Source organism: Vibrio sp. 03-59-1 (genome assembly GCF_013114135.1).
In the GTDB taxonomy this organism is placed as follows: domain Bacteria; phylum Pseudomonadota; class Gammaproteobacteria; order Enterobacterales; family Vibrionaceae; genus Vibrio; species Vibrio cortegadensis.
Genome location: NZ_VTYA01000026.1, coordinates 16,052 through 34,915 on the forward strand (window position 1 = coordinate 16,052; position 18,864 = coordinate 34,915).

Here is an 18,864-nt window from a genome sequence, read left to right on the forward strand (position 1 = left end):
GTCAACATTATGAATATTTCTATTATTACCGCTTGTCCGAGCGGCGTAGCAAACAGCATTATTGCCGCTGGCTTATTAGAACAGGCGGCTAAAGCACTGAACTGGAACCCAACAGTCGAGTGTCAATCCACTGTTATGCCTACAGAAGCGCTAACCGACAACCAAATCGCCACGGCTGATGTTGTGGTTATCGCGGCTAACACACCTGTAGATACCTCTCGCTTTGTTGGTAAGAAAGTTTATCAAGCTGAGATTTCTCAATGCACTTCAGATCCAAAATCTTTTTTGCAAAATGCCATCAATCAAGCCGAAGTATTAACCGAAGCCACTACTCTGCCGACATCTACATCTGTTGAATCTGAAACTGCACTGAATAGCAACCAAAAGAAAATTGTCGCAATCACAGCATGCCCAACAGGTGTTGCCCACACATTCATGGCAGCAGAAGCATTAGAAAATGAAGGGACACGCTTAGGCCATCATGTCAAAGTCGAAACCCGTGGTTCGGTTGGCGCTAAAAACCAACTGACTGATCAAGATATTGCAGACGCCGATCTAGTGATTATCGCCGCCGATATTGAAGTACCTCTTGATCGCTTTAACGGTAAACTTTTGTACCGTACAAGTACTGGGCTTGCTCTGAAAAAGACCGAGCAAGAGATCACAAAGGCATTGGCTGAAGCGACCACTTACACCCATAGCGGCAAATCATCTGATAGTTCACAAAATGATGAAAAGAAAGGGATATACAAACACTTAATGACTGGTGTTTCACACATGCTTCCTGTTGTGGTAGCTGGTGGTTTGATTATCGCGCTTTCATTCATTTTTGGTATCGAAGCCTTTAAAGAAGAAGGGACGTTGGCCGCAGCACTTATGACCATCGGTGGCGGTTCTGCCTTTGCTCTGATGATTCCGGTATTGGCTGGTTTTATTGCGTTCTCCATTGCAGATCGCCCAGGTTTAGCTCCGGGTTTAATTGGTGGCATGTTAGCAAGCTCAACTGGTGCGGGCTTCTTAGGTGGCATCGCAGCCGGTTTTATCGCAGGTTATTCAGCGAAGTTCATAGCCGATAAAGTCTCTCTTCCACAATCAATGGAAGCGCTTAAACCTATTCTTATCATTCCGTTTATTGCGAGTTTGTTCACTGGCCTTGTGATGATTTACATCGTCGGTGGCCCAGTATCAAGCATCATGTCTGCTATGACGGACTTCCTCAATAACATGGGAACATCAAACGCGGTTCTACTCGGCATTATTCTTGGTGCCATGATGTGTTTCGACCTTGGTGGTCCAGTCAATAAAGCGGCTTATACGTTTGGTGTTGGCTTATTGGCTTCACAAACTTATGCACCAATGGCAGCGATTATGGCGGCAGGTATGGTTCCAGCATTAGGTATGGGCCTTGCGACATTCCTTGTAAAAGAGAAATTTGAAGCCGGTGAACGTGAAGCAGGAAAAGCCTCTTTCGTGCTTGGTTTATGTTTCATCTCTGAAGGTGCGATTCCATTTGCAGCCAAAGACCCAATGCGCGTCATTCCTGCATGCATGGCTGGCGGTGCGTTAACAGGTGCTCTGTCTATGTTATTTGGCGCACAATTAATGGCTCCACATGGCGGGTTGTTCGTCCTACTAATTCCAGGCGCAATTTCACCAGTTCTGATGTATTTAGTGGCCATTGCAGCAGGTACAGCCGTAACAGGGTTTGGTTACGCATTCCTAAAAAGCAGAGCTGACAGTAAAGAGAAGTCTGTCGCCGCGGCATAACGCAAATTTCAAACCGATTATGCCCTCCCCCGTAGGCATTAACACCTCCCGAATTGTGGAGGTGTTTTTTTATCTCTAGCTCTATAAATGAGCCAGCTATAAATAAGGCTGTATCAATGTCTTCCTAGCTTTAAAGTTTTTAAAACTCAAACTCACAAGCAACAAAAAAGCCTGCGGCAATAATGCAGCAGGCTTTAAATGTTATTTCAGACCAATTTGATTAAGGTCGATATATTTATCGTTGTTGTTTTCTAAACAGTCCAATGAAGCCAAGTGCGAACACACTCCATAGAGGTAAGCTCCCACCACCGCCACCAGAGCTTGAATCAAAGAAGGCTTGACGTTTTGCATCAGTCGCGACAAATTTTGGAGTCTCATTGCCGCTAACGACACTATTGATCCAACCTTTATAATCGGTGATTTCAGTAAATACTGACGTAACATTCGCAGTTGGATCGCCACAAGTTGTTGGCCCGAAACTGGTTAAACCCACTTGTTTATAAGTGCCTCCATCATTCCAATACACTGGCCCACCAGAATCGCCTTGGCAAGTTGCATTAGAAAGGCCAGTCAAAGCACTAAACTCGCCATCGAAACAGATTTGTTTTTCCGTTAATGATGGGCCCACAAGAGATACGTTTGCACAGGTTGAATTAACTACGTATTTCAATTCTGTTTTCAATAAATTCTTACTACTATCAACACCAGTCTTGGTATTTCCATGCCCAACAGCCACAAACGAATTTGCTACAGTGCGGTAATTTTCATTATCCGCAAAATTAGCTATTCCATTAATCGAGTCAATATTCAGCGCAGAGTCTAACTTTAATATCGCAATGTCATTACGCCATAAATTTTCAGCCCCAGGTTGATAGTCTGAACGATAAAAAACTTCACTAACACGTGCGCTTTGGATATTGCCTAATGGGAAGTCGTTCTCGTTTTGCAACTGAGGCACCACAACCGTAAAGAGTTGCGCTAATTCACTACCATAAATACAGTGTGCAGCTGTTAAAATATATCGGTCAGATAATATCGTAGCACCACAATAACTACCGGAAGAGTACCCTCCTCCAAAATCAGTTGCATCAATAAACAAACTCGCCATTGATGGAAATGTATCTACCGACGCAGACGTTCCGTTAACGATATATGGTTGTACTTCTACATCCGCCATACTGACTGCCGAACAACACGCTAAAGCGAGAAGTGTCCATTGTTTCATTTCATCATTCCTTCTTATTGTCTGAAACGATAGTACCTTTTTACATAAATGATATGAATCGATTTTACAAAATCATCAGGATTTTCGAGGCGGAGCACATATTATGCGCAATATAAGTATTTTTAAATGAACCAATTATCGAAAATTCGTTAATGTCTAATTAATCAATAGGTTATAGTTCACACTAATCTCTATCAAAAATTCAATCGCAGTTAAAGATTAGCCCCATAAAAAGCAAAAAACCAATCCCGCTGAGATTGGTTTCCTTTACCACTTACCATACAGCAAACGATGATTTACAAGTCAGCACCATAAATATCAAAAGTGAAATATTTATTGGCGATTTTATCGTAGGTACCATTGGCTCGAATCTTCATAATTGCGTTGTTAAATTTTTCAGCCAGCGCTTTATCTTTAAGCCTTAACGCTAAAGCGGTTCCTTCCCCGATGTAAGCTTTATCATTGACCGCTTTCCCTTTAAATTCAAACCCTTTTCCCTGCTCTTTCTCTAAAAAAGCGAGAGCTAATTGATCGGAATTGCCAAATGTTGCATCCAAGCGTCCACTTGCAAGATCTAAATACACTTCATCTTGTCCTGTATAACGCTTAATTTTTGCAACATCATCAAATTTATCAGTCACATAACGATCATGAATAGTACCTTGCTGAACACCGATGGTTTTTCCTGTCAAACCTTGCGAATCAATTGAGAACGACTCCGCTGAACTGGCCACAAAACGAGCAGGGGTTTGGTAATATTTATCCGTAAACAATACTTTGCGTTTACGTTCATCGGTGATGCGCATCGACGCCATAATCACGTCCGATTTACGAGCCAATAAACTTGGAATCAATGCATCCCAACTTTGAGATACCCAGACACACTCAAGCTTTGCTTCTGAACACAAAGCATCAGCAATTTCGATATCAAATCCGACTGGCGTACCTTCGCTGTTTTTGTAATTAAAAGGTGGGTAAGTAAAGTCGGATGCTAAGCGTATCTCTTTTGCTTGAACTGCTGAACAGAGTATTGCCGCTGCGCATGTAAGACCTAGAGCAAGTTTTTTCATTAGAAATTCCTTTTATAATGACTATTCTATCTACTGATTACTGATTACTGATTACTGACGTGATTTTGTAGTACCTTGAGCACTTCGGCCATGCTTTCTTTGGTGCCTATAGTGATACGAATACAGTTCCTAAGTGCGGGTTCATGCCCTTGATTTCGGGTCACAATGCCATTGCTTAACAAGAGGTTAAATAAATCAAATGATTCTGAAACTCGAAGCAATACAAAGTTCGTTGCAGAAGGGTATATCTTCTCTATACATTCAAACTGTTCGAGTTCTTTAATAAACCACGTTTTAACATCAATCAATTCATTCGTTGAAGTTGCAATGGTTTCTAAACCTTCCTGAGATAACGCTTGCAAGACGATTTCGGCTACACAATCTGGCATGGGGTACGGTGGGATAAGCTTTGCCACATATTCCATGACGCTTTTATCCGCGAGAATGAACCCACAGCGCACCGCCGCAAGACCAAACGCTTTTGATAACGTTCGAATAACCACAAGATTTGGATACTGTTCGATAAGAGAAACCACGCTGGTTTTCATTTCAAACTCGATGTACGCCTCATCTACCACGACAATCGCATGCTGTTGAGTCGCGTCGAGTACTCGAATGATCTCTTCTTTCGGGATCACGTTACCTGTTGGGTTATTCGGTGAACACAAAAATACAAGGTTGGCGTTATGTGATTGCTCAATCACGGCTTCTACGTTTAAATTGAAGCTATCAAGTAGAGGAACTTGAATCGTCTCTATCGCTAATGCATCAGCACAGAACTCATACATCGCGTAAGTCGGCGGGCAGATCAAAACTCTGTCTCTTCCGGGCTGACAAAAAGTTCGGATCAGTAAATCAATGGCTTCATCCGCACCTCGAACAGCCACCGTAGGGCTATCTATCTGACAATATGATTGGTAGGCAGCAGCAATATCATGAGGAAGAAAATCAGGATAGCGATTGTAAGCTTGCACTGACGAACCATACTGTACTGGTGTCTCAAGTTCATTAGCGTTCAACCAAATACGGCCAGCGCCACCAATACGTCTAGCAGATTGATAAGGTATTAATTTTTTTACCGCCTCCGGTACTAAGCAAGATGCTAATGACGACAATATAAATCCCTCTACATAAATATTTAATCATTTATTGAGATTTTTCACTCAATAAAACGGCTTATTACTTACTAAAAATGCACACTAACGTTTCCATCACGCTATTCAAACAAATAGACATTGATATTTGAATCGAAAAAAACGCATACTAGCCATGCATTTTTTTGATGGCTAACTTATGAATAAACCACTTCCCTCGACGAAAACACTGCAATCTTTTCTTGCGGCCGCTCATCACCTCAACTTGACTCATGCCGCCAAGGAGATGAATTTAACACAAGGCGCAATTAGTCGGCAGATTCAAAGTTTGGAGCAGCATGTAGGCATTGATCTTTTTTATCGTCATGCAAGAGGGCTATCCCTCACACCTAAGGGGGTTGAGCTTGTTCCGTTAATTGAAGAAACCATCTCACAGCTCAAAAGTGCACTCTCTCAAGTCACATCCTCCCCAGATCACATTAAATTGAATGCTCCTAGCTGCATTACGTCATGGCTACTTCCAAGACTAATGAGCTTTCAACAAGCCTTTCCGGACATTGATGTTGAGTTGACATCGACCATCAAACATCGCTTTGAACCTAATTTCGATCCTTTCGATGCTGTGATCGTTTTTGGTCAACCTCCTAAACAAAAAGCACTACAGAGTGATCTATTATTCGAAGAAAAACTCACGCCGATCTGCCGATCTGAACTAATGACAGAGATTGAGCAGAAGAAAGCGCTCACCCCAGAAGATTTCACTCAATTTACTTGGTTGCACGCCAATTCAGCTCAAAGTGACTGGGCAATCTGGTTGAACCATGTCGGCAAAGCTAATTTACAGAGTAAGCAGAACCAACACTTTGCGACGCTAGATCAAGCAATGAATGCAGCAGTTCAAGGGTTTGGAATAGCAGTAGGTGATATCACTTTAGCGGAGCAAGATTTATTACTGGGAAGAGTCATTTCACCTCATCCACAAACGGTGTTGTCGGGAAATGGGTATTTTCTCATTCAACCAAAAAACAGACAGAATCATTCACTGTCAATGTTGGTGGATTGGCTGCTGAAATAGAGGGCGAAAGTGGCACCATAACTCACTCGTTATGATGCCGTCTTTTATCTTATAAAGCTCTTAATAGGGTAAAGGCTTGTGTTACCTTCTGTTCAGTCACAACAAAACCTATTAGCGTTTCCTTTTCATCAAAGGCTTTTGCGATGATCCCCGTAGCATCAATGTCCATATTCCAGCGGGTGACTTGTTTACTATCGGTAATACCTGCAACTTGAATGGGATAACTCGGCGTTTTCACTTTAATCATCATCGACGGTAAATTCACAGCACTAGGACTACCAAGCAATGTTTTCGCTAGCGCCGTTGCACTCATCAATGTCGGCTGTAAATACGCCCTAACCTGACCATCAAGCTCAGCACAATCACCTAATGCATAAATGTTCGGCTGAGAGGTTTGTAACTGCGAATTGACACAGATCCCACGATTTACGGCTATTCCACTTTTGTCAGCCAAGGCAACGTTGGGTGTTAAGCCAGCACAAACCATCACACTGTCAGCTTTAATCTCACCGCCATCACTAAGCTGCGCTGTGATTATTTCTTCGCGTTCATTAAGTTCAGTAACCGTGACTTCTGTATGAACAACCACTTGATTGCGCTTTAATGCTTGAGTCAATTTGTCCGCAACATACTCAGGTAACAGGTTTTGCATTAAGGTCGTATTTGGTTCGACCAAAGTCACTTTTTTACCTGAATTCACCAAATCTAGTGCTAATTCAACTCCAATCAAGCCGCCACCAATTAACAGCATATGCTTAGAGGTTGTTATGTCTGCTTGGTAGCGCTCAAATTCCTTCAAGCTATTCAACGTCATGATCCGGTTATTGGCGCTTCCTGCAAAAGGAGGGACAAATGGTGTTGCTCCCGTCGCGAAAACCAGCGACGAATAACTGTATTTTATCTCATTGGAAGTCACAGTTTGCGCTTCAGCATCAACAGATGTCACCTGATGATTGGTTAGAAGCTCAACATTATACTGCTGTGCGAACGCTTCCGATTTCAATGTGATAACATCACTAACTTGCTGCTGTTTAGAAAATACATGGCTTAAATCCGGCTTATTATAATCATGTCCATCATCGGCAGTGATCACGCGAATTGAGACACTATTATCTTGGCGACGGATCGACTTCACCAGTTGATAAGCAGCAAAACCACTGCCAATAATGGTTATCGGAGCTGTCATTATGCGACCTCGGAACGTTGGTGAGGAACAAAGACATCTTTGCCTAAATTACACTCAGGGCAAAGGAAGTAATCTGGGACGGCATCCCACGCGGTTCCTGGCTCAACACCCTGATTCACTTCGCCAATGGCTGGGTCATATACCCAGTTACACACCGTACAAATCATGCATTGGCAGTCATCACCGTGTGCATCGTTAGATTTCGGGTCAATATGCTCAACTGTGTTTTCAACGCTTGTATTGACGGTCTTATTCGATGCAGGTAGCTCTGCGGCAACTAAACCAGAATTGGATTTGGTTTCAGCATTCAATGGAACGGCGGCTAAATCATGTAATGCCCACTGTTTGGCGATTTGTTGTCCATGTTCACGGCAAATTCGCATCGCTTTACCATCTGGTCGCCACTTCGTTTTTAAGCTAATCGCGGTTTCAAAACCAGCATCAGTTAAGCGAGCATGGATACGATCAACCGCCCCGCCATTCCAACCATAGCTACCAAATGCAGCGGCTTTCTTCTCTTTAAATCTCAGACCTGTGATCTCTTCTAGCATACCCGCCACTTTTGGCATCATTACGTTATTCATCGTAGAAGAGCCGACCAGCACGCCTTTAGAGCGGAATACATTGGCAAGAATTTCATTCTTATCTTGGCGTGAAACATTAAAGACTTTCACTGCAACACTTGGATCCACATCATGAATACCTTGTGCAATTGCATCAGCCATCATTCGAGTATTGTTCGACATTGAGTCATAAAAAATCGTGATTCGATCTTCTTGATAGTTGTCTGCCCACTCTAAATATTTCTCGATAATTTGAATCGGATTATCGCGCCAAACAATGCCGTGAGACGTTGCAATCATGTCGACCGGTAAGTTAAAGCTCAGCACCTCTTTGATTTTTGCAATCACTAAACTGCTAAAAGGCGTAAGGATATTAGAGTAATAACGCAAGCATTGATCCATCAACTCATTTTGATCCACTTCATCATTGAACAAGTGCTCATCGCAGTAGTGCTGACCAAACGCATCGTTACTGAATAATACGGCGTCACCCGTGATGTAAGTCATCATGCTATCTGGCCAATGCAGCATCGGCGCTTCAACAAACACCAGTTGCTTACCGTTACCAATATCCAAGCTATCGCCGGTTTTGACGGTTTTAAAGTTCCATTCAGGATGATGATGGTGTCCAACAATCGAATCAATCGCCGCTTCTGTACAGTAGATAGGCGTGTTGGGTATTTTTTCCATCAGTGCCGATAACGCACCTGAGTGATCTTCTTCTGCATGATTCATGACAATGTAGTCGATGCTTTTAAGGTCGATTTCCATCTCTAAATTTTGAATAAACTGATGGCTGAATCGATGGTCAACCGTATCAATCAATACGGTTTTTTCTTCACGAATGAGATAACTGTTATAGCTGGTACCCTTGGTCATTTTATATTCTGTTCCGTGGAAATCTTGAACTTCCCAATCACGTTGACCGACCCAGTGAATATTGTTTTTTACATGAATTGTCATGGCTTTACCTATAAACAGTTTAATAATAAATGTTGAATCTGAACTCCTTATTGCACCTGCCGTGCCAAGTTTTTATCTTATTGATTTTAATCGAATTACCTTAAAATAACATTTTGAATTGTCATTTTGATAACAAAGTATAATTTGTATAAATGACAATTATTGTTATTTTGACAAACAATTCACTCTCTCTTATTCCCCATGTTTGTTATAGTGAACGGTAAGCAAAACAAGGCGACTGAAATGGATAAATATAAGCAAGAGTGGATTCAAGTGGCGTTAGACATTACGTCTGGAATTTCGGAACAAGATCGTTTTGTTCGACTATTAGCAACGGTTCGAAATATGTTGAAGTGCGATGCGTCCGCACTGTTGATCTATCAAGATCAGCACTTCACTCCACTCGCAACTAATGGCTTAAGTGATGATGTAATGGGGCGTCGATTCGATATTGAGCAGCATCCGCGTTTAGAAGCCATTGCAAGAGCGGGTGATGTTGTTCGATTTCCTTCTGACAGTGACCTCCCTGATCCTTACGACGGCCTCATTCCAAATCATGAGGACGAGTTAAAGGTACATGCATGTATCGGCTTACCTTTATTACAAGAAGACCGACTTATTGGCGCGGTCACCATTGATGCTTTTGATCCTATGCAGTTCAGCCGTTTCTCCGACCATGAACTACGACTGATCAGTGCGCTTGCTGCAAGTAGCCTTCATACCGCTCTATTGATGGAAAGACTGGAACGCAACGCTGGCGTCAACCACAGTGACATGTCCCAAGCCCATACACGTGCAACGCAGCAAGAGATCATTGGTCAGTCAGAGGCTATGATTGAGCTTAAAAATCAAATCAGCGCTGTCGCGAATACTGACCTCTCCGTTCTTGTTATGGGTGAAACGGGCGTTGGTAAAGAACTGGTGGCTCAGGCCATTCATGCTCAATCACAACGAAACGAGGAAGCATTAGTTTATTTAAATTGCGCTGCGCTGCCTGAATCTGTTGCTGAAAGTGAGTTGTTTGGACACATAAAAGGGGCCTTTACTGGCGCGATCAGTAACCGAAAAGGTAAGTTCGAACTGGCAAATAAGGGAACGCTATTTCTCGACGAAATTGGTGAGTTATCGTTAGGCTTACAAGCGAAACTGCTTCGCGCTTTGCAATACGGGGATATACAGCGTGTCGGTGATGACAGCCACATCAAAGTTGATGTTCGCATTGTCGCGGCGACCAACCGGATCATGCATGAAGAGGTAAAAACAGGGCAGTTCAGAGCCGATTTATACCACCGCTTAAGCGTTTTTCCAATATTCGTTCCACCACTTCGCAAACGCGATAAAGATGTCATTTTACTTGCTGGATTTTTTGCAGAACGCTGCCAACATAAACTGAATATTGCCAGTATCAACCTTTCCGCTCCAGTACTTGCGCTTTTACTGCAAAGCCGCTGGTTAGGTAATGTTCGTGAGCTAGAACATGCAATCAATCGCGCGGCGGTTTTAGCAAGAGCAGAATCAAATAGTGCTCACCTCACACTGCAACCCCATCACTTTCAAATGAGTAATGAACCAGACAGGTTATTGGATACTGACACTCACCTAAATGCCAGTAGTGCCAATGGACAGCAATCTCACTCTGACGACGATCTTACTAACCTGCACAACTTCGAGCATTTACAAGACTTAGAGCTAAAACGCGCGACAGAGCAGTTTCAAACTCAGTTTATTCAGCACGCCTATTTAGAAAACGAACAAAACCTCAGTGCGACAGCCAAACAGCTTGGACTTAACCCCGGGAACCTGCATCGATTAATGAAGCGACTCGGATTGAAATAGCGCAGCGCCTAAACGTTTACCCTAAACAAAAAGAACCCAGCCATCGCTGAGTTCTTTTTTATTTGTTGCTTAGAGCATTTCGAATTCTAACAAGCGAATGCCCTGCTTTTAGCTTTTAGCCACGGTAGTAACGTTGTGGAACGAATGGCATTTTTTCTACTGTCATTGGGAGTTTTTTACCACGAACGTCGGCAAAAATTTCAGTCCCAATCACCGCTAAATCTGTGCGTACATAAGCCATTGATACAGGTTTTCCCGCATTCGGCCCTGCCGTTCCGCTGGTTACGACACCCACTTGATTGCCTTCCGCATCAAATAGTTCAGCGCCTTCACGCACAGGCGCTTTCGTTTGACCAACCAGACCAACACGCTTACGCTTCACATCTTTCGTGATCAGCTGATCCAGAATAATATCGGCACCAGGGAAACCACCAGCACGTTCGCCATCAGTACGACGAACCTTTTGAATACCCCAAAGCAAGCTTGCTTCAACAGGTGTGGTAGTCGTATCTAAATCGTGACCGTATAGGCAAAGACCACACTCTAAACGCAGAGAGTCACGCGCTCCCAGACCAATCCATTCAACTTCAGTTTCCGCTGTTAATTTACGAGCGAGAGCATCTGCATGATCATTAGGAACCGAAATTTCGTAACCATCTTCACCCGTGTAACCACTGCGGCTCACGATGCATTCCACGCCATCAATGTCTAATTTTTGCACATCCATGAACAGCATGTCAGCGACAGCTGGTTGAAAACGAGCAAGCACTTCTTCGGCTTTTGGCCCTTGCAGCGCAAGTAGCGCACGATCGTCAATCACTTCAAGCTCAACATCCGTTGGAAGGTGAGCAATCAGGTGGTCGATATCTTGTGCTTTGCACGCGGCATTAACAACAACGAATAGGTGATCGCCAAGGTTAGCCACCATCAAGTCATCCATAATACCGCCTTGCTCATTAGTAAAGAACGCGTAACGCTGCTTACCTGATGGCAAATCAATAATGTCCACTGGAACCAAAGACTCAAGAATTTTTGCTGCGTTCGCACCATGGAGACGAAGTTGACCCATATGAGAAACATCAAACAGACCCGCAGCATCACGACAATGTAAATGCTCTTTCTTCACGCCAAGCGGGTATTGCACTGGCATATCATAGCCAGCAAACGGCACCATTTTCGCGCCAACTTCTACGTGCAAAGCGTGTAAAGGGGTTTTCAGCATTTCTTGATTAACGTTTTCTTGAGTCATTTTATTTCTCCATTAAGCCAGACCCAGCAAATTCGAGTATGTAGCTTGTGATCTTAACTAAGCCGAACTTCTCTTGAGCGCAGCCTAATCAGCAAGTGATGAAAAAATGAATAATGAGTTTGACGCTTGCCAGCCTCATCAATCAAAAGTTTCTCTTAAGTAAACTATGTTCACTATAGTAAACAAGCATGACTGTTTTTACACCTTTAACAAGATTAAAACAGCTAAAAATGTGACATTTAACAGTTTTATTACATTCAAAATTCAGCCTGAAAGCGAGATAAAATCACTTCCAAGCATTAAAACAGTATCTATTTCAGCTAGATACAGACAAAGGCAAACGGTTGCATCCACTATAAGAAAATTCACCTTTTATCGAATTACTTTGCTGTTACCCACAAAATATGCGCATCTTCATCACTCGTAGAGATCAACATATGCCCCATATTTGCGTCGTAATAAACGCTGTCCCCTTCACTTAATTCGACAGGTTCATAAAACTCAGAATAAAACATCACATTGCCAGAAAGAATAAGCAGGAACTCTTCCCCATCGTGTCGAACCCAGTCCCCATATTCATCAAACGAACGGGCATGAATACGACTCTTGAACGGCATCATTTTTTTATTAGAAAGTTGCGTCGCAAGCAGTTCATGTTCATATGTCGGCGTAGGGTGTGATTTACCTAAACCAGACTTGGTAATATCGCGACGCCCTGTCGCCACCTTTTTCCTTGGTGGTTCAAACAGTTGAGGCATATCTATTTGTAAACCAAGAGCCAATTTTTGCATCGCCTGAAACGTAGGCGAAATCTGTTCATTTTCAATTTTGCTCAAGGTTGAACGCGCTAAACCTGTACGTTGGCTTGCCTCTTCCAACGTTATACCTAACTTGCTACGAACCTCTTTAATTCGTTGTCCCAATTTTAATGGTTCTATATTTTGATCTTGGGATTCCTTCGCCAAGGTCAGGGACGGGTACTCGTCATAGATATCTTCCGACATATTTCCCTCTATATTTTAGTGCTTCCTGTCTAATTATCATTGTTGCACGAAGCTCTTAATTGATTAAAGGGCATACAGGTAAATAAAGCGTGCTCCCTGTAGCAAAAACAGAAACTCTGTTTCCTATAGGAAATTTTTGATTGATTATTGGCGCAACGAAAGTTATGTTATCGACTTGTTAGATGAAGAGATGCTATTTCAAGTTTGGACAAATTGACTTATTAACATTTACGCCAAGCTGATTTTTACCCATTTGGGACACTATATTCGCACTGCAATGGCCCTACACTTTACGTTACAACCAATGCAGACACATACGAAAGACCAGATGAACGAACAACAATAATTCAAGTTCATCAGCTAATTTGGAAGGTCATCTACAATGAATAACACTTATCAGAATCACAGCTTAGAAAGTTTTTTCTCAACGAATCTTGCTGCTACAGACGACGCTGTTTTTGCGGGAATCCAAGCTGAAAATGCTCGCCAAAATGAACAGATCGAATTAATCGCTTCAGAAAACATTGTTTCTAAAGCCGTTATGCAAGCTCAAGGCACATGTTTAACCAACAAATATGCTGAAGGTTATCCTGGTCGTCGTTATTACGGTGGTTGCGAACATGTAGATACTGTTGAAGCTATCGCTATCGAACGTGCGAAAAAACTTTTTAATTGTGAATACGCAAACGTTCAACCTCACTCTGGCGCACAAGCCAATGGTGCAGTAAAACTTGCGTTACTCACGCCTGGAGACACTATCTTAGGAATGTCTCTGGATGCTGGCGGCCACTTAACTCATGGTGCTCGCCCTGCTCTTTCTGGTAAGTGGTTCAACGCGGTTCAATACGGCGTAGATAAAGAGACATTAGAAATCGATTACGATGCCGTTCTTGAACTGGCTAAAGAGCATCAACCTAAGATGATCATTGCGGGTGGCTCTGCTATTCCACGCGTTATCGATTTTGCTAAATTCCGTGAAATTGCCGATGAAGTAGGCGCAATTTTGATGGTCGATATGGCACACATTGCTGGCCTTATCGCAACAGGCGCACACCCTAGCCCACTACCACACGCTCACGTTGTAACAACAACAACGCACAAAACACTGCGTGGCCCTCGTGGCGGTATGATTCTGACTAACCACGAAGACATCAATAAAAAGATTAATTCTGCCGTATTCCCAGGCCTCCAAGGTGGCCCACTGATGCACGTTATCGCATCGAAAGCCGTCGCATTTGGTGAAGCCCTTGGTCCTGAGTTCAGCACATATATCGATTCAGTGATCGAGAACGCAAAAGTTCTTGCTGAAGTGTTGCAAACTCGCGGTTGTGACATCGTGACTGGCGGAACTGACACACACCTAATGCTGGTTGACCTTCGCCCTAAAGGCCTAAAAGGCAACAAGACAGAAGAAGCTTTAGAACGTGCAGGGATCACATGTAACAAAAATGGAATTCCATTCGATACAGAAAAACCTATGATTACATCTGGCATCCGATTGGGTACACCAGCTGGCACTAGCCGTGGTTTCGGCAGTGAAGAATTCAAACTCATCGGAGAGTGGATTGGTGACGTTCTGGATGGGCTTGTAGAACACCCTGAAGGTAACGCAGAAGTAGAACAGCGCGTTCGCAAACAAGTGAAAGAGCTCTGTAACCGATTCCCTCTATACCGTTAATACATTTAGATTTAATGACTAACTGGATATAAATCCGAACATAACTTTTTTGGAGATTAGCAATGGACAACACACTGAAGTTTGCAGAAAGCCACGAATGGGTAAAAGACAACGGTGACGGTACTGTAACTATTGGTATTTCAGAGCACGCTCAAGAAATGCTAGGTGACGTAGTATTCGTAGACCTGCCAGAAGAAGGTGACGAAGTTGAAGCAGGTGAAAGCTTTTCACTTGTTGAATCTGTAAAAGCGGCATCGGACATCTACGCACCTGTTACTGGTGAAATTGTTGAAATCAACGAAGAACTTGAAGACAGCCCAGAGCTAATCAACGAAGAGTCTTATGAAGGTGGTTGGATTGTTAAAGTGAAGCTTGCTGATGCATCTGAACTAGACAATCTAAAAGGTGCAGAAGAGTACCTTGCTAGCATTGAAGAAGATTAATTAGCGCAACATATTAAAGAGTAACCGCTCTATCAAAGCTGCTCTTTCAAGGGCAGCTTAATTTTAGGAACGCATACTTTAGATACAAGGAACGTTTAAGAGTCATTCTCTTAATCGCATTTCTAAAGATTGAGTGTGAAATATTTGTTTGACCAGCCAAGAGAAGATTATTGCCATGACTCAGCCACATAGCCAATTGCTTACCGACTTAGGTACTCAAAACGAATTTGTTGCCCGCCATAACGGCCCGAACAAATCAGATCAGCAAAAAATGTTAGATATGATCAACGCCACTAGCCTTGAATCACTTATCGATGAAACAGTTCCTGCTCAAATTCGTCTAGAAAAACCAATGTCCCTTGCCGCGCCTCAAAGCGAATATGACATGCTCGTCACATTGAAGCAGTTTGCCAATCAAAACCAAATCAAACGCACTTTCATTGGCCAAGGTTACTACAACACATTTACTCCTAACGTTATTCTGCGTAACGTTCTGGAAAATCCAGGCTGGTACACTGCGTACACACCTTACCAACCTGAAATATCTCAAGGTCGCCTAGAAGCGCTGCTTAATTACCAACAAATGGTAATGGATTTAACAGGTATGGACATCGCAAACGCCTCTCTGCTTGATGAAGCAACAGCCGCAGGCGAAGCGATGACGCTATGTAAACGTGCAGGAAAAAGTAAGAGCAAAGTCTTCTTCGTTGCAGACGATGTTCACCCACAAACACTAGAAGTTGTAAAAACTCGCGCTGAGTTCATCGGCTTTGAAGTGATGGTTGGCGCACTTGAAACACTCGCAGAGCAAGACGTATTTGGTGCCTTGGTTCAATACCCAGGTACCACAGGTGAAGTTCGCGATTTAACCGACATCATCTCTGCCGCTCAAGCAAACAAAATCGTCGTAACGGTTGCGACAGACCTTCTGGCTTCTGCTCTTCTAAAACCGGCGGGTGAAATGGGCGCGGATGTCGTTATCGGTTCTGCTCAACGCTTCGGTGTACCTATGGGTTACGGTGGCCCTCACGCGGCATTCATGGCTACTCGTGAAAAACACAAACGTACTATGCCAGGTCGTGTTATCGGTGTTTCTATCGATACAAAAGGCAACCAAGCACTGCGTATGGCAATGCAAACTCGTGAGCAACATATCCGCCGCGAGAAAGCGACATCAAACATCTGTACCGCTCAAGCTCTGCTGGCAAACATGGCTTCATTCTATGCGGTTTATCATGGTGCTGAAGGCTTGCGCACTATCGCTCGCCGCACTCATCACCTAACAGCAATTCTAGCAGCAGGTTTAACAAAATCTGGATACGAACTGGCTCACAACAGCTTCTTCGACACCATCACTATTAACACTAATACGCCAAACAGTGGCGACAACACGACTTCACTGTTTAATAAAGCACAACAAGCAGATATCAACCTACGCAAACTTGAGAATCAATTAGGCGTAAGTATCGATGAAACAACAACAACCGCTGATATCCAAGATTTGTTTGCCATTTTCGGTGTAGATGAAGACGTCAATGCGCTTTCAACTGAAATTTCAAACAATGAATTTGCAGCGATTCCACAAAGCTGTCGTCGTGAATCTAAGTACCTAACGCACCCAGTGTTTAACACTCACCATAGTGAAACACAGATGATGCGTTACCTGAAAAAGCTTGAGAACAAAGACTTCTCGCTGACTCACGGTATGATTCCACTAGGCAGTTGTACGATGAAGCTTAATGCCGCTGCGGAAATGATTCCGGTAACATGGCCTGAATTCGGTTCAATCCACCCATTCGCTCCATTAGAGCAGGCAGCAGGTTACACAGCACTCGCAAAAGATCTTAAAGAGAAGCTATGTGAAATCACAGGCTATGATGATTTCTCATTGCAACCTAACTCAGGTGCTTCAGGTGAATACGCTGGTTTAATCGCGATTCAACGTTACCACGCAAGCCGTGGCGAAGGTCATCGTAATGTATGTTTGATTCCAAGCTCTGCACACGGTACGAACCCTGCAACGGCATCTATGGTTTCAATGAAAGTAGTGGTAACTAAGTGTGATGAAGATGGCAACATCGACATGACTGATTTGGCTGCTAAAATCGAAAAACACAGAGACAACCTTGCAAGCATCATGATCACCTACCCTTCTACACACGGTGTGTACGAAGAACAAGTGAAAGAAGTATGTGAAATGGTTCACGAAGCTGGCGGCCAAGTTTACCTTGATGGCGCGAACATGAACGCTCAAGTGGGTCTAACTAGCCCGGGCTTCATCGGCTCTGATGTTTCGCACCTTAACTTACACAAAACGTTCTGTATTCCACACGGTGGCGGCGGCCCAGGTATGGGTCCAATCGGTGTTAAATCTCACCTAGCTCCTTTCCTTCCTGGTCATATCGAAAATGGCGTTGAAGGCAGTGACTATGCCGTATCTGCAGCCGATTTAGGCAGTGCTTCTATTCTTCCTATCTCTTGGGCATACATTGCAATGATGGGTGAACCGGGCCTAACGGACGCAACGAAAGTCGCGATTCTAAATGCTAACTACGTGATGGAACGTTTACGTCCTCACTACCCTGTTCTTTACCGCGGCACAAACGGCCGTGTTGCTCACGAATGCATTATCGATATTCGTCCGCTTAAAGAAGAAACAGGCATTAGCGAAGAAGACATTGCAAAACGTCTAATGGATTACGGTTTCCACGCGCCAACTATGTCGTTCCCTGTTGCGGGTACTTTGATGGTTGAGCCAACTGAATCGGAAGATTTAGAAGAGCTAAACCGTTTCTGTGAAGCGATGATTGCGATTCGTGAAGAGATGGCAGCAGTGAAAAATGGCGAGTGGCCACTAGACAATAACCCTCTAGTGAATGCACCTCATACTCAAGCGGATCTAATGTCTGTAGAGTGGGATCACCCATACTCACGCGAACTGGCTTGCTTCCCGTCAAATGCAGCAAAAGATGCGAAATACTGGCCAACCGTGAACCGCGTCGATAACGTATATGGCGACCGTAACTTAATTTGTAGCTGCCCAAGTATCGACAACTACGAAGATTAAGAAACAAGTGTCCCAGAGTATTCTAATTTGAGACAAAGTGCCTAGTTTGAGCGAGATCTGAGCTTGGTGTATTTAAAAATCAGACAAACTTCGGTTTGTCTGATTTTTTATTGCGAGTCGCTAATCCATAAGCCCATCCAATAAGGCTTTGAAACAAGCTTTGTCTAAATTTTATGGCTCATTCGTGCCAAAGGTATTCACTGTAAATTAAAAAACTCGGTGGATTGGAGCATGACAAATTCCTAACTGTTTACAAATTTCAAATCGTTCACAAATTTCAGACCATTCGGTCTAGCACAAGTTTGGACAGAAGCTTGTCAGTGATCTTGCTAAATTAGCATTAAACGGATAACTTTTTGTGTTGCTTTAGGTCTGGTCGTTCATGACCGCAATGAAACCTCGGAAGGATTTATAGAAATCGCGCGCAAGAGTAACTCCTCTAACGCACGTATATTTTAGCTTACTAAGCCAATTTTATTGTAGCTTTACTGCTTTGGTAGCCATACAACTTTTTATATGCTTATCTATAACGTCGTCATGTGTAGTGGTACGCTGAATTTGGTCACTTAGTTAGAGGTGATATCATCACCTCATAAGTTAACAGGTGACATTATGACAAAACGTACAAGAAGACTATTTAGCGC

General features: G+C 43.2%; 13 protein-coding genes. 6 read left to right on the forward strand and 7 right to left on the reverse strand.

Translation table 11 applies throughout. From position 1 onward, the window contains the following. Positions 1-9 precede the first annotated feature (9 nt). Complete coding sequence (gene fruA, locus F0249_RS18470) at positions 10-1,767, forward strand: PTS fructose transporter subunit IIBC (protein ID WP_171757438.1); 1,758 nt, start codon at positions 10-12, stop codon at positions 1,765-1,767. Between the two features lie 235 nt (positions 1,768-2,002). On the opposite strand, the gene F0249_RS18475 is transcribed toward fruA, so the two are convergent. The 3 genes from F0249_RS18475 to hisC all read right to left on the reverse strand — a co-directional run bounded on the left by F0249_RS18475 (position 2,003) and on the right by hisC (position 5,177). Continuing rightward, on the reverse strand, positions 2,003-2,944 hold the full coding sequence (locus F0249_RS18475) for a trypsin-like serine protease (RefSeq protein ID WP_253825346.1): 942 nt from the start codon (positions 2,942-2,944) through the stop codon (positions 2,003-2,005). Between the two features lie 344 nt (positions 2,945-3,288). After that, positions 3,289-4,062, reverse strand: coding sequence for an ABC transporter substrate-binding protein (locus F0249_RS18480; RefSeq protein WP_171757440.1), 774 nt, complete (start codon positions 4,060-4,062; stop codon positions 3,289-3,291). 44 nt (positions 4,063-4,106) lie between these two features. Continuing rightward, a complete protein-coding gene (hisC, locus tag F0249_RS18485) occupies positions 4,107-5,177 on the reverse strand; it encodes a histidinol-phosphate transaminase (RefSeq protein WP_171757441.1) in 1,071 nt (356 codons plus the stop codon). A gap of 178 nt (positions 5,178-5,355) precedes the next feature. Between hisC and F0249_RS18490 the strand changes: the two genes are divergently transcribed. Continuing rightward, positions 5,356-6,231, forward strand: a complete 876-nt coding sequence (locus tag F0249_RS18490) for a LysR substrate-binding domain-containing protein (RefSeq protein ID WP_171757442.1) — start codon at positions 5,356-5,358, stop codon at positions 6,229-6,231. A 49-nt stretch (positions 6,232-6,280) separates the two neighbouring features. Here the strand turns inward: F0249_RS18490 and norW are convergent, their stop codons facing one another. Together norW and norV are read right to left on the reverse strand one after the other, a co-directional pair. Then, positions 6,281-7,417 carry an NADH:flavorubredoxin reductase NorW gene (gene norW / locus F0249_RS18495; protein ID WP_171757443.1) on the reverse strand — a complete coding sequence of 379 codons (1,137 nt, stop codon included), beginning with the start codon at positions 7,415-7,417 and terminating at the stop codon, positions 6,281-6,283. Continuing rightward, positions 7,417-8,943 carry an anaerobic nitric oxide reductase flavorubredoxin gene (gene norV / locus F0249_RS18500; RefSeq protein ID WP_171757444.1) on the reverse strand — a complete coding sequence of 509 codons (1,527 nt, stop codon included), beginning with the start codon at positions 8,941-8,943 and terminating at the stop codon, positions 7,417-7,419. The genes norW and norV overlap by 1 nt, the downstream gene beginning before the upstream one ends. Before the next feature lie 243 nt (positions 8,944-9,186). On the opposite strand from norV, the gene norR reads away from it, so the two are divergent. Then, positions 9,187-10,779, forward strand: coding sequence for a nitric oxide reductase transcriptional regulator NorR (gene norR, locus F0249_RS18505; protein ID WP_171757445.1), 1,593 nt, complete (start codon positions 9,187-9,189; stop codon positions 10,777-10,779). Between the two features lie 115 nt (positions 10,780-10,894). Here the strand turns inward: norR and gcvT are convergent, their stop codons facing one another. Both gcvT and F0249_RS18515 read right to left on the reverse strand, forming a co-directional pair. Further along, positions 10,895-12,028, reverse strand: coding sequence for a glycine cleavage system aminomethyltransferase GcvT (gene gcvT / locus F0249_RS18510; protein WP_171757446.1), 1,134 nt, complete (start codon positions 12,026-12,028; stop codon positions 10,895-10,897). 380 nt (positions 12,029-12,408) lie between these two features. Next, positions 12,409-13,032 carry a helix-turn-helix domain-containing protein gene (locus F0249_RS18515; RefSeq protein WP_171757447.1) on the reverse strand — a complete coding sequence of 208 codons (624 nt, stop codon included), beginning with the start codon at positions 13,030-13,032 and terminating at the stop codon, positions 12,409-12,411. A gap of 382 nt (positions 13,033-13,414) precedes the next feature. Between F0249_RS18515 and F0249_RS18520 the strand changes: the two genes are divergently transcribed. From F0249_RS18520 to gcvP, 3 genes are all read left to right on the forward strand, one after another. Next, positions 13,415-14,710: a serine hydroxymethyltransferase gene (locus tag F0249_RS18520; protein WP_017053429.1), complete on the forward strand. Its 1,296-nt coding sequence runs from the start codon at positions 13,415-13,417 to the stop codon at positions 14,708-14,710. A 62-nt stretch (positions 14,711-14,772) separates the two neighbouring features. Further along, on the forward strand, positions 14,773-15,153 hold the full coding sequence (gene gcvH / locus F0249_RS18525) for a glycine cleavage system protein GcvH (protein WP_113797783.1): 381 nt from the start codon (positions 14,773-14,775) through the stop codon (positions 15,151-15,153). A 175-nt stretch (positions 15,154-15,328) separates the two neighbouring features. Beyond that, complete coding sequence (gene gcvP / locus F0249_RS18530) at positions 15,329-18,220, forward strand: aminomethyl-transferring glycine dehydrogenase (RefSeq protein ID WP_017053431.1); 2,892 nt, start codon at positions 15,329-15,331, stop codon at positions 18,218-18,220. Positions 18,221-18,864: the final 644 nt, after the last annotated feature.

What these genes read in the sequence shown, in the direction of transcription:
- F0249_RS18515 (WP_171757447.1), bottom strand. Translation starts at nt 13,032, where the DNA reads ATGTCGGAAGATATCTATGACGAGTACCCGTCCCTGACCTTGGCGAAG.
- F0249_RS18480 (WP_171757440.1), bottom strand. Translation starts at nt 4,062, where the DNA reads ATGAAAAAACTTGCTCTAGGTCTTACATGCGCAGCGGCAATACTCTGT.
- F0249_RS18490 (WP_171757442.1), top strand. Translation starts at nt 5,356, where the DNA reads ATGAATAAACCACTTCCCTCGACGAAAACACTGCAATCTTTTCTTGCG.
- F0249_RS18520 (WP_017053429.1), top strand. Translation starts at nt 13,415, where the DNA reads ATGAATAACACTTATCAGAATCACAGCTTAGAAAGTTTTTTCTCAACG.
- fruA (WP_171757438.1), top strand. Translation starts at nt 10, where the DNA reads ATGAATATTTCTATTATTACCGCTTGTCCGAGCGGCGTAGCAAACAGC.
- gcvP (WP_017053431.1), top strand. Translation starts at nt 15,329, where the DNA reads ATGACTCAGCCACATAGCCAATTGCTTACCGACTTAGGTACTCAAAAC.
- norW (WP_171757443.1), bottom strand. Translation starts at nt 7,417, where the DNA reads ATGACAGCTCCGATAACCATTATTGGCAGTGGTTTTGCTGCTTATCAA.
- norR (WP_171757445.1), top strand. Translation starts at nt 9,187, where the DNA reads ATGGATAAATATAAGCAAGAGTGGATTCAAGTGGCGTTAGACATTACG.
- gcvT (WP_171757446.1), bottom strand. Translation starts at nt 12,028, where the DNA reads ATGACTCAAGAAAACGTTAATCAAGAAATGCTGAAAACCCCTTTACAC.
- gcvH (WP_113797783.1), top strand. Translation starts at nt 14,773, where the DNA reads ATGGACAACACACTGAAGTTTGCAGAAAGCCACGAATGGGTAAAAGAC.
- norV (WP_171757444.1), bottom strand. Translation starts at nt 8,943, where the DNA reads ATGACAATTCATGTAAAAAACAATATTCACTGGGTCGGTCAACGTGAT.
- F0249_RS18475 (WP_253825346.1), bottom strand. Translation starts at nt 2,944, where the DNA reads ATGGCGGATGTAGAAGTACAACCATATATCGTTAACGGAACGTCTGCG.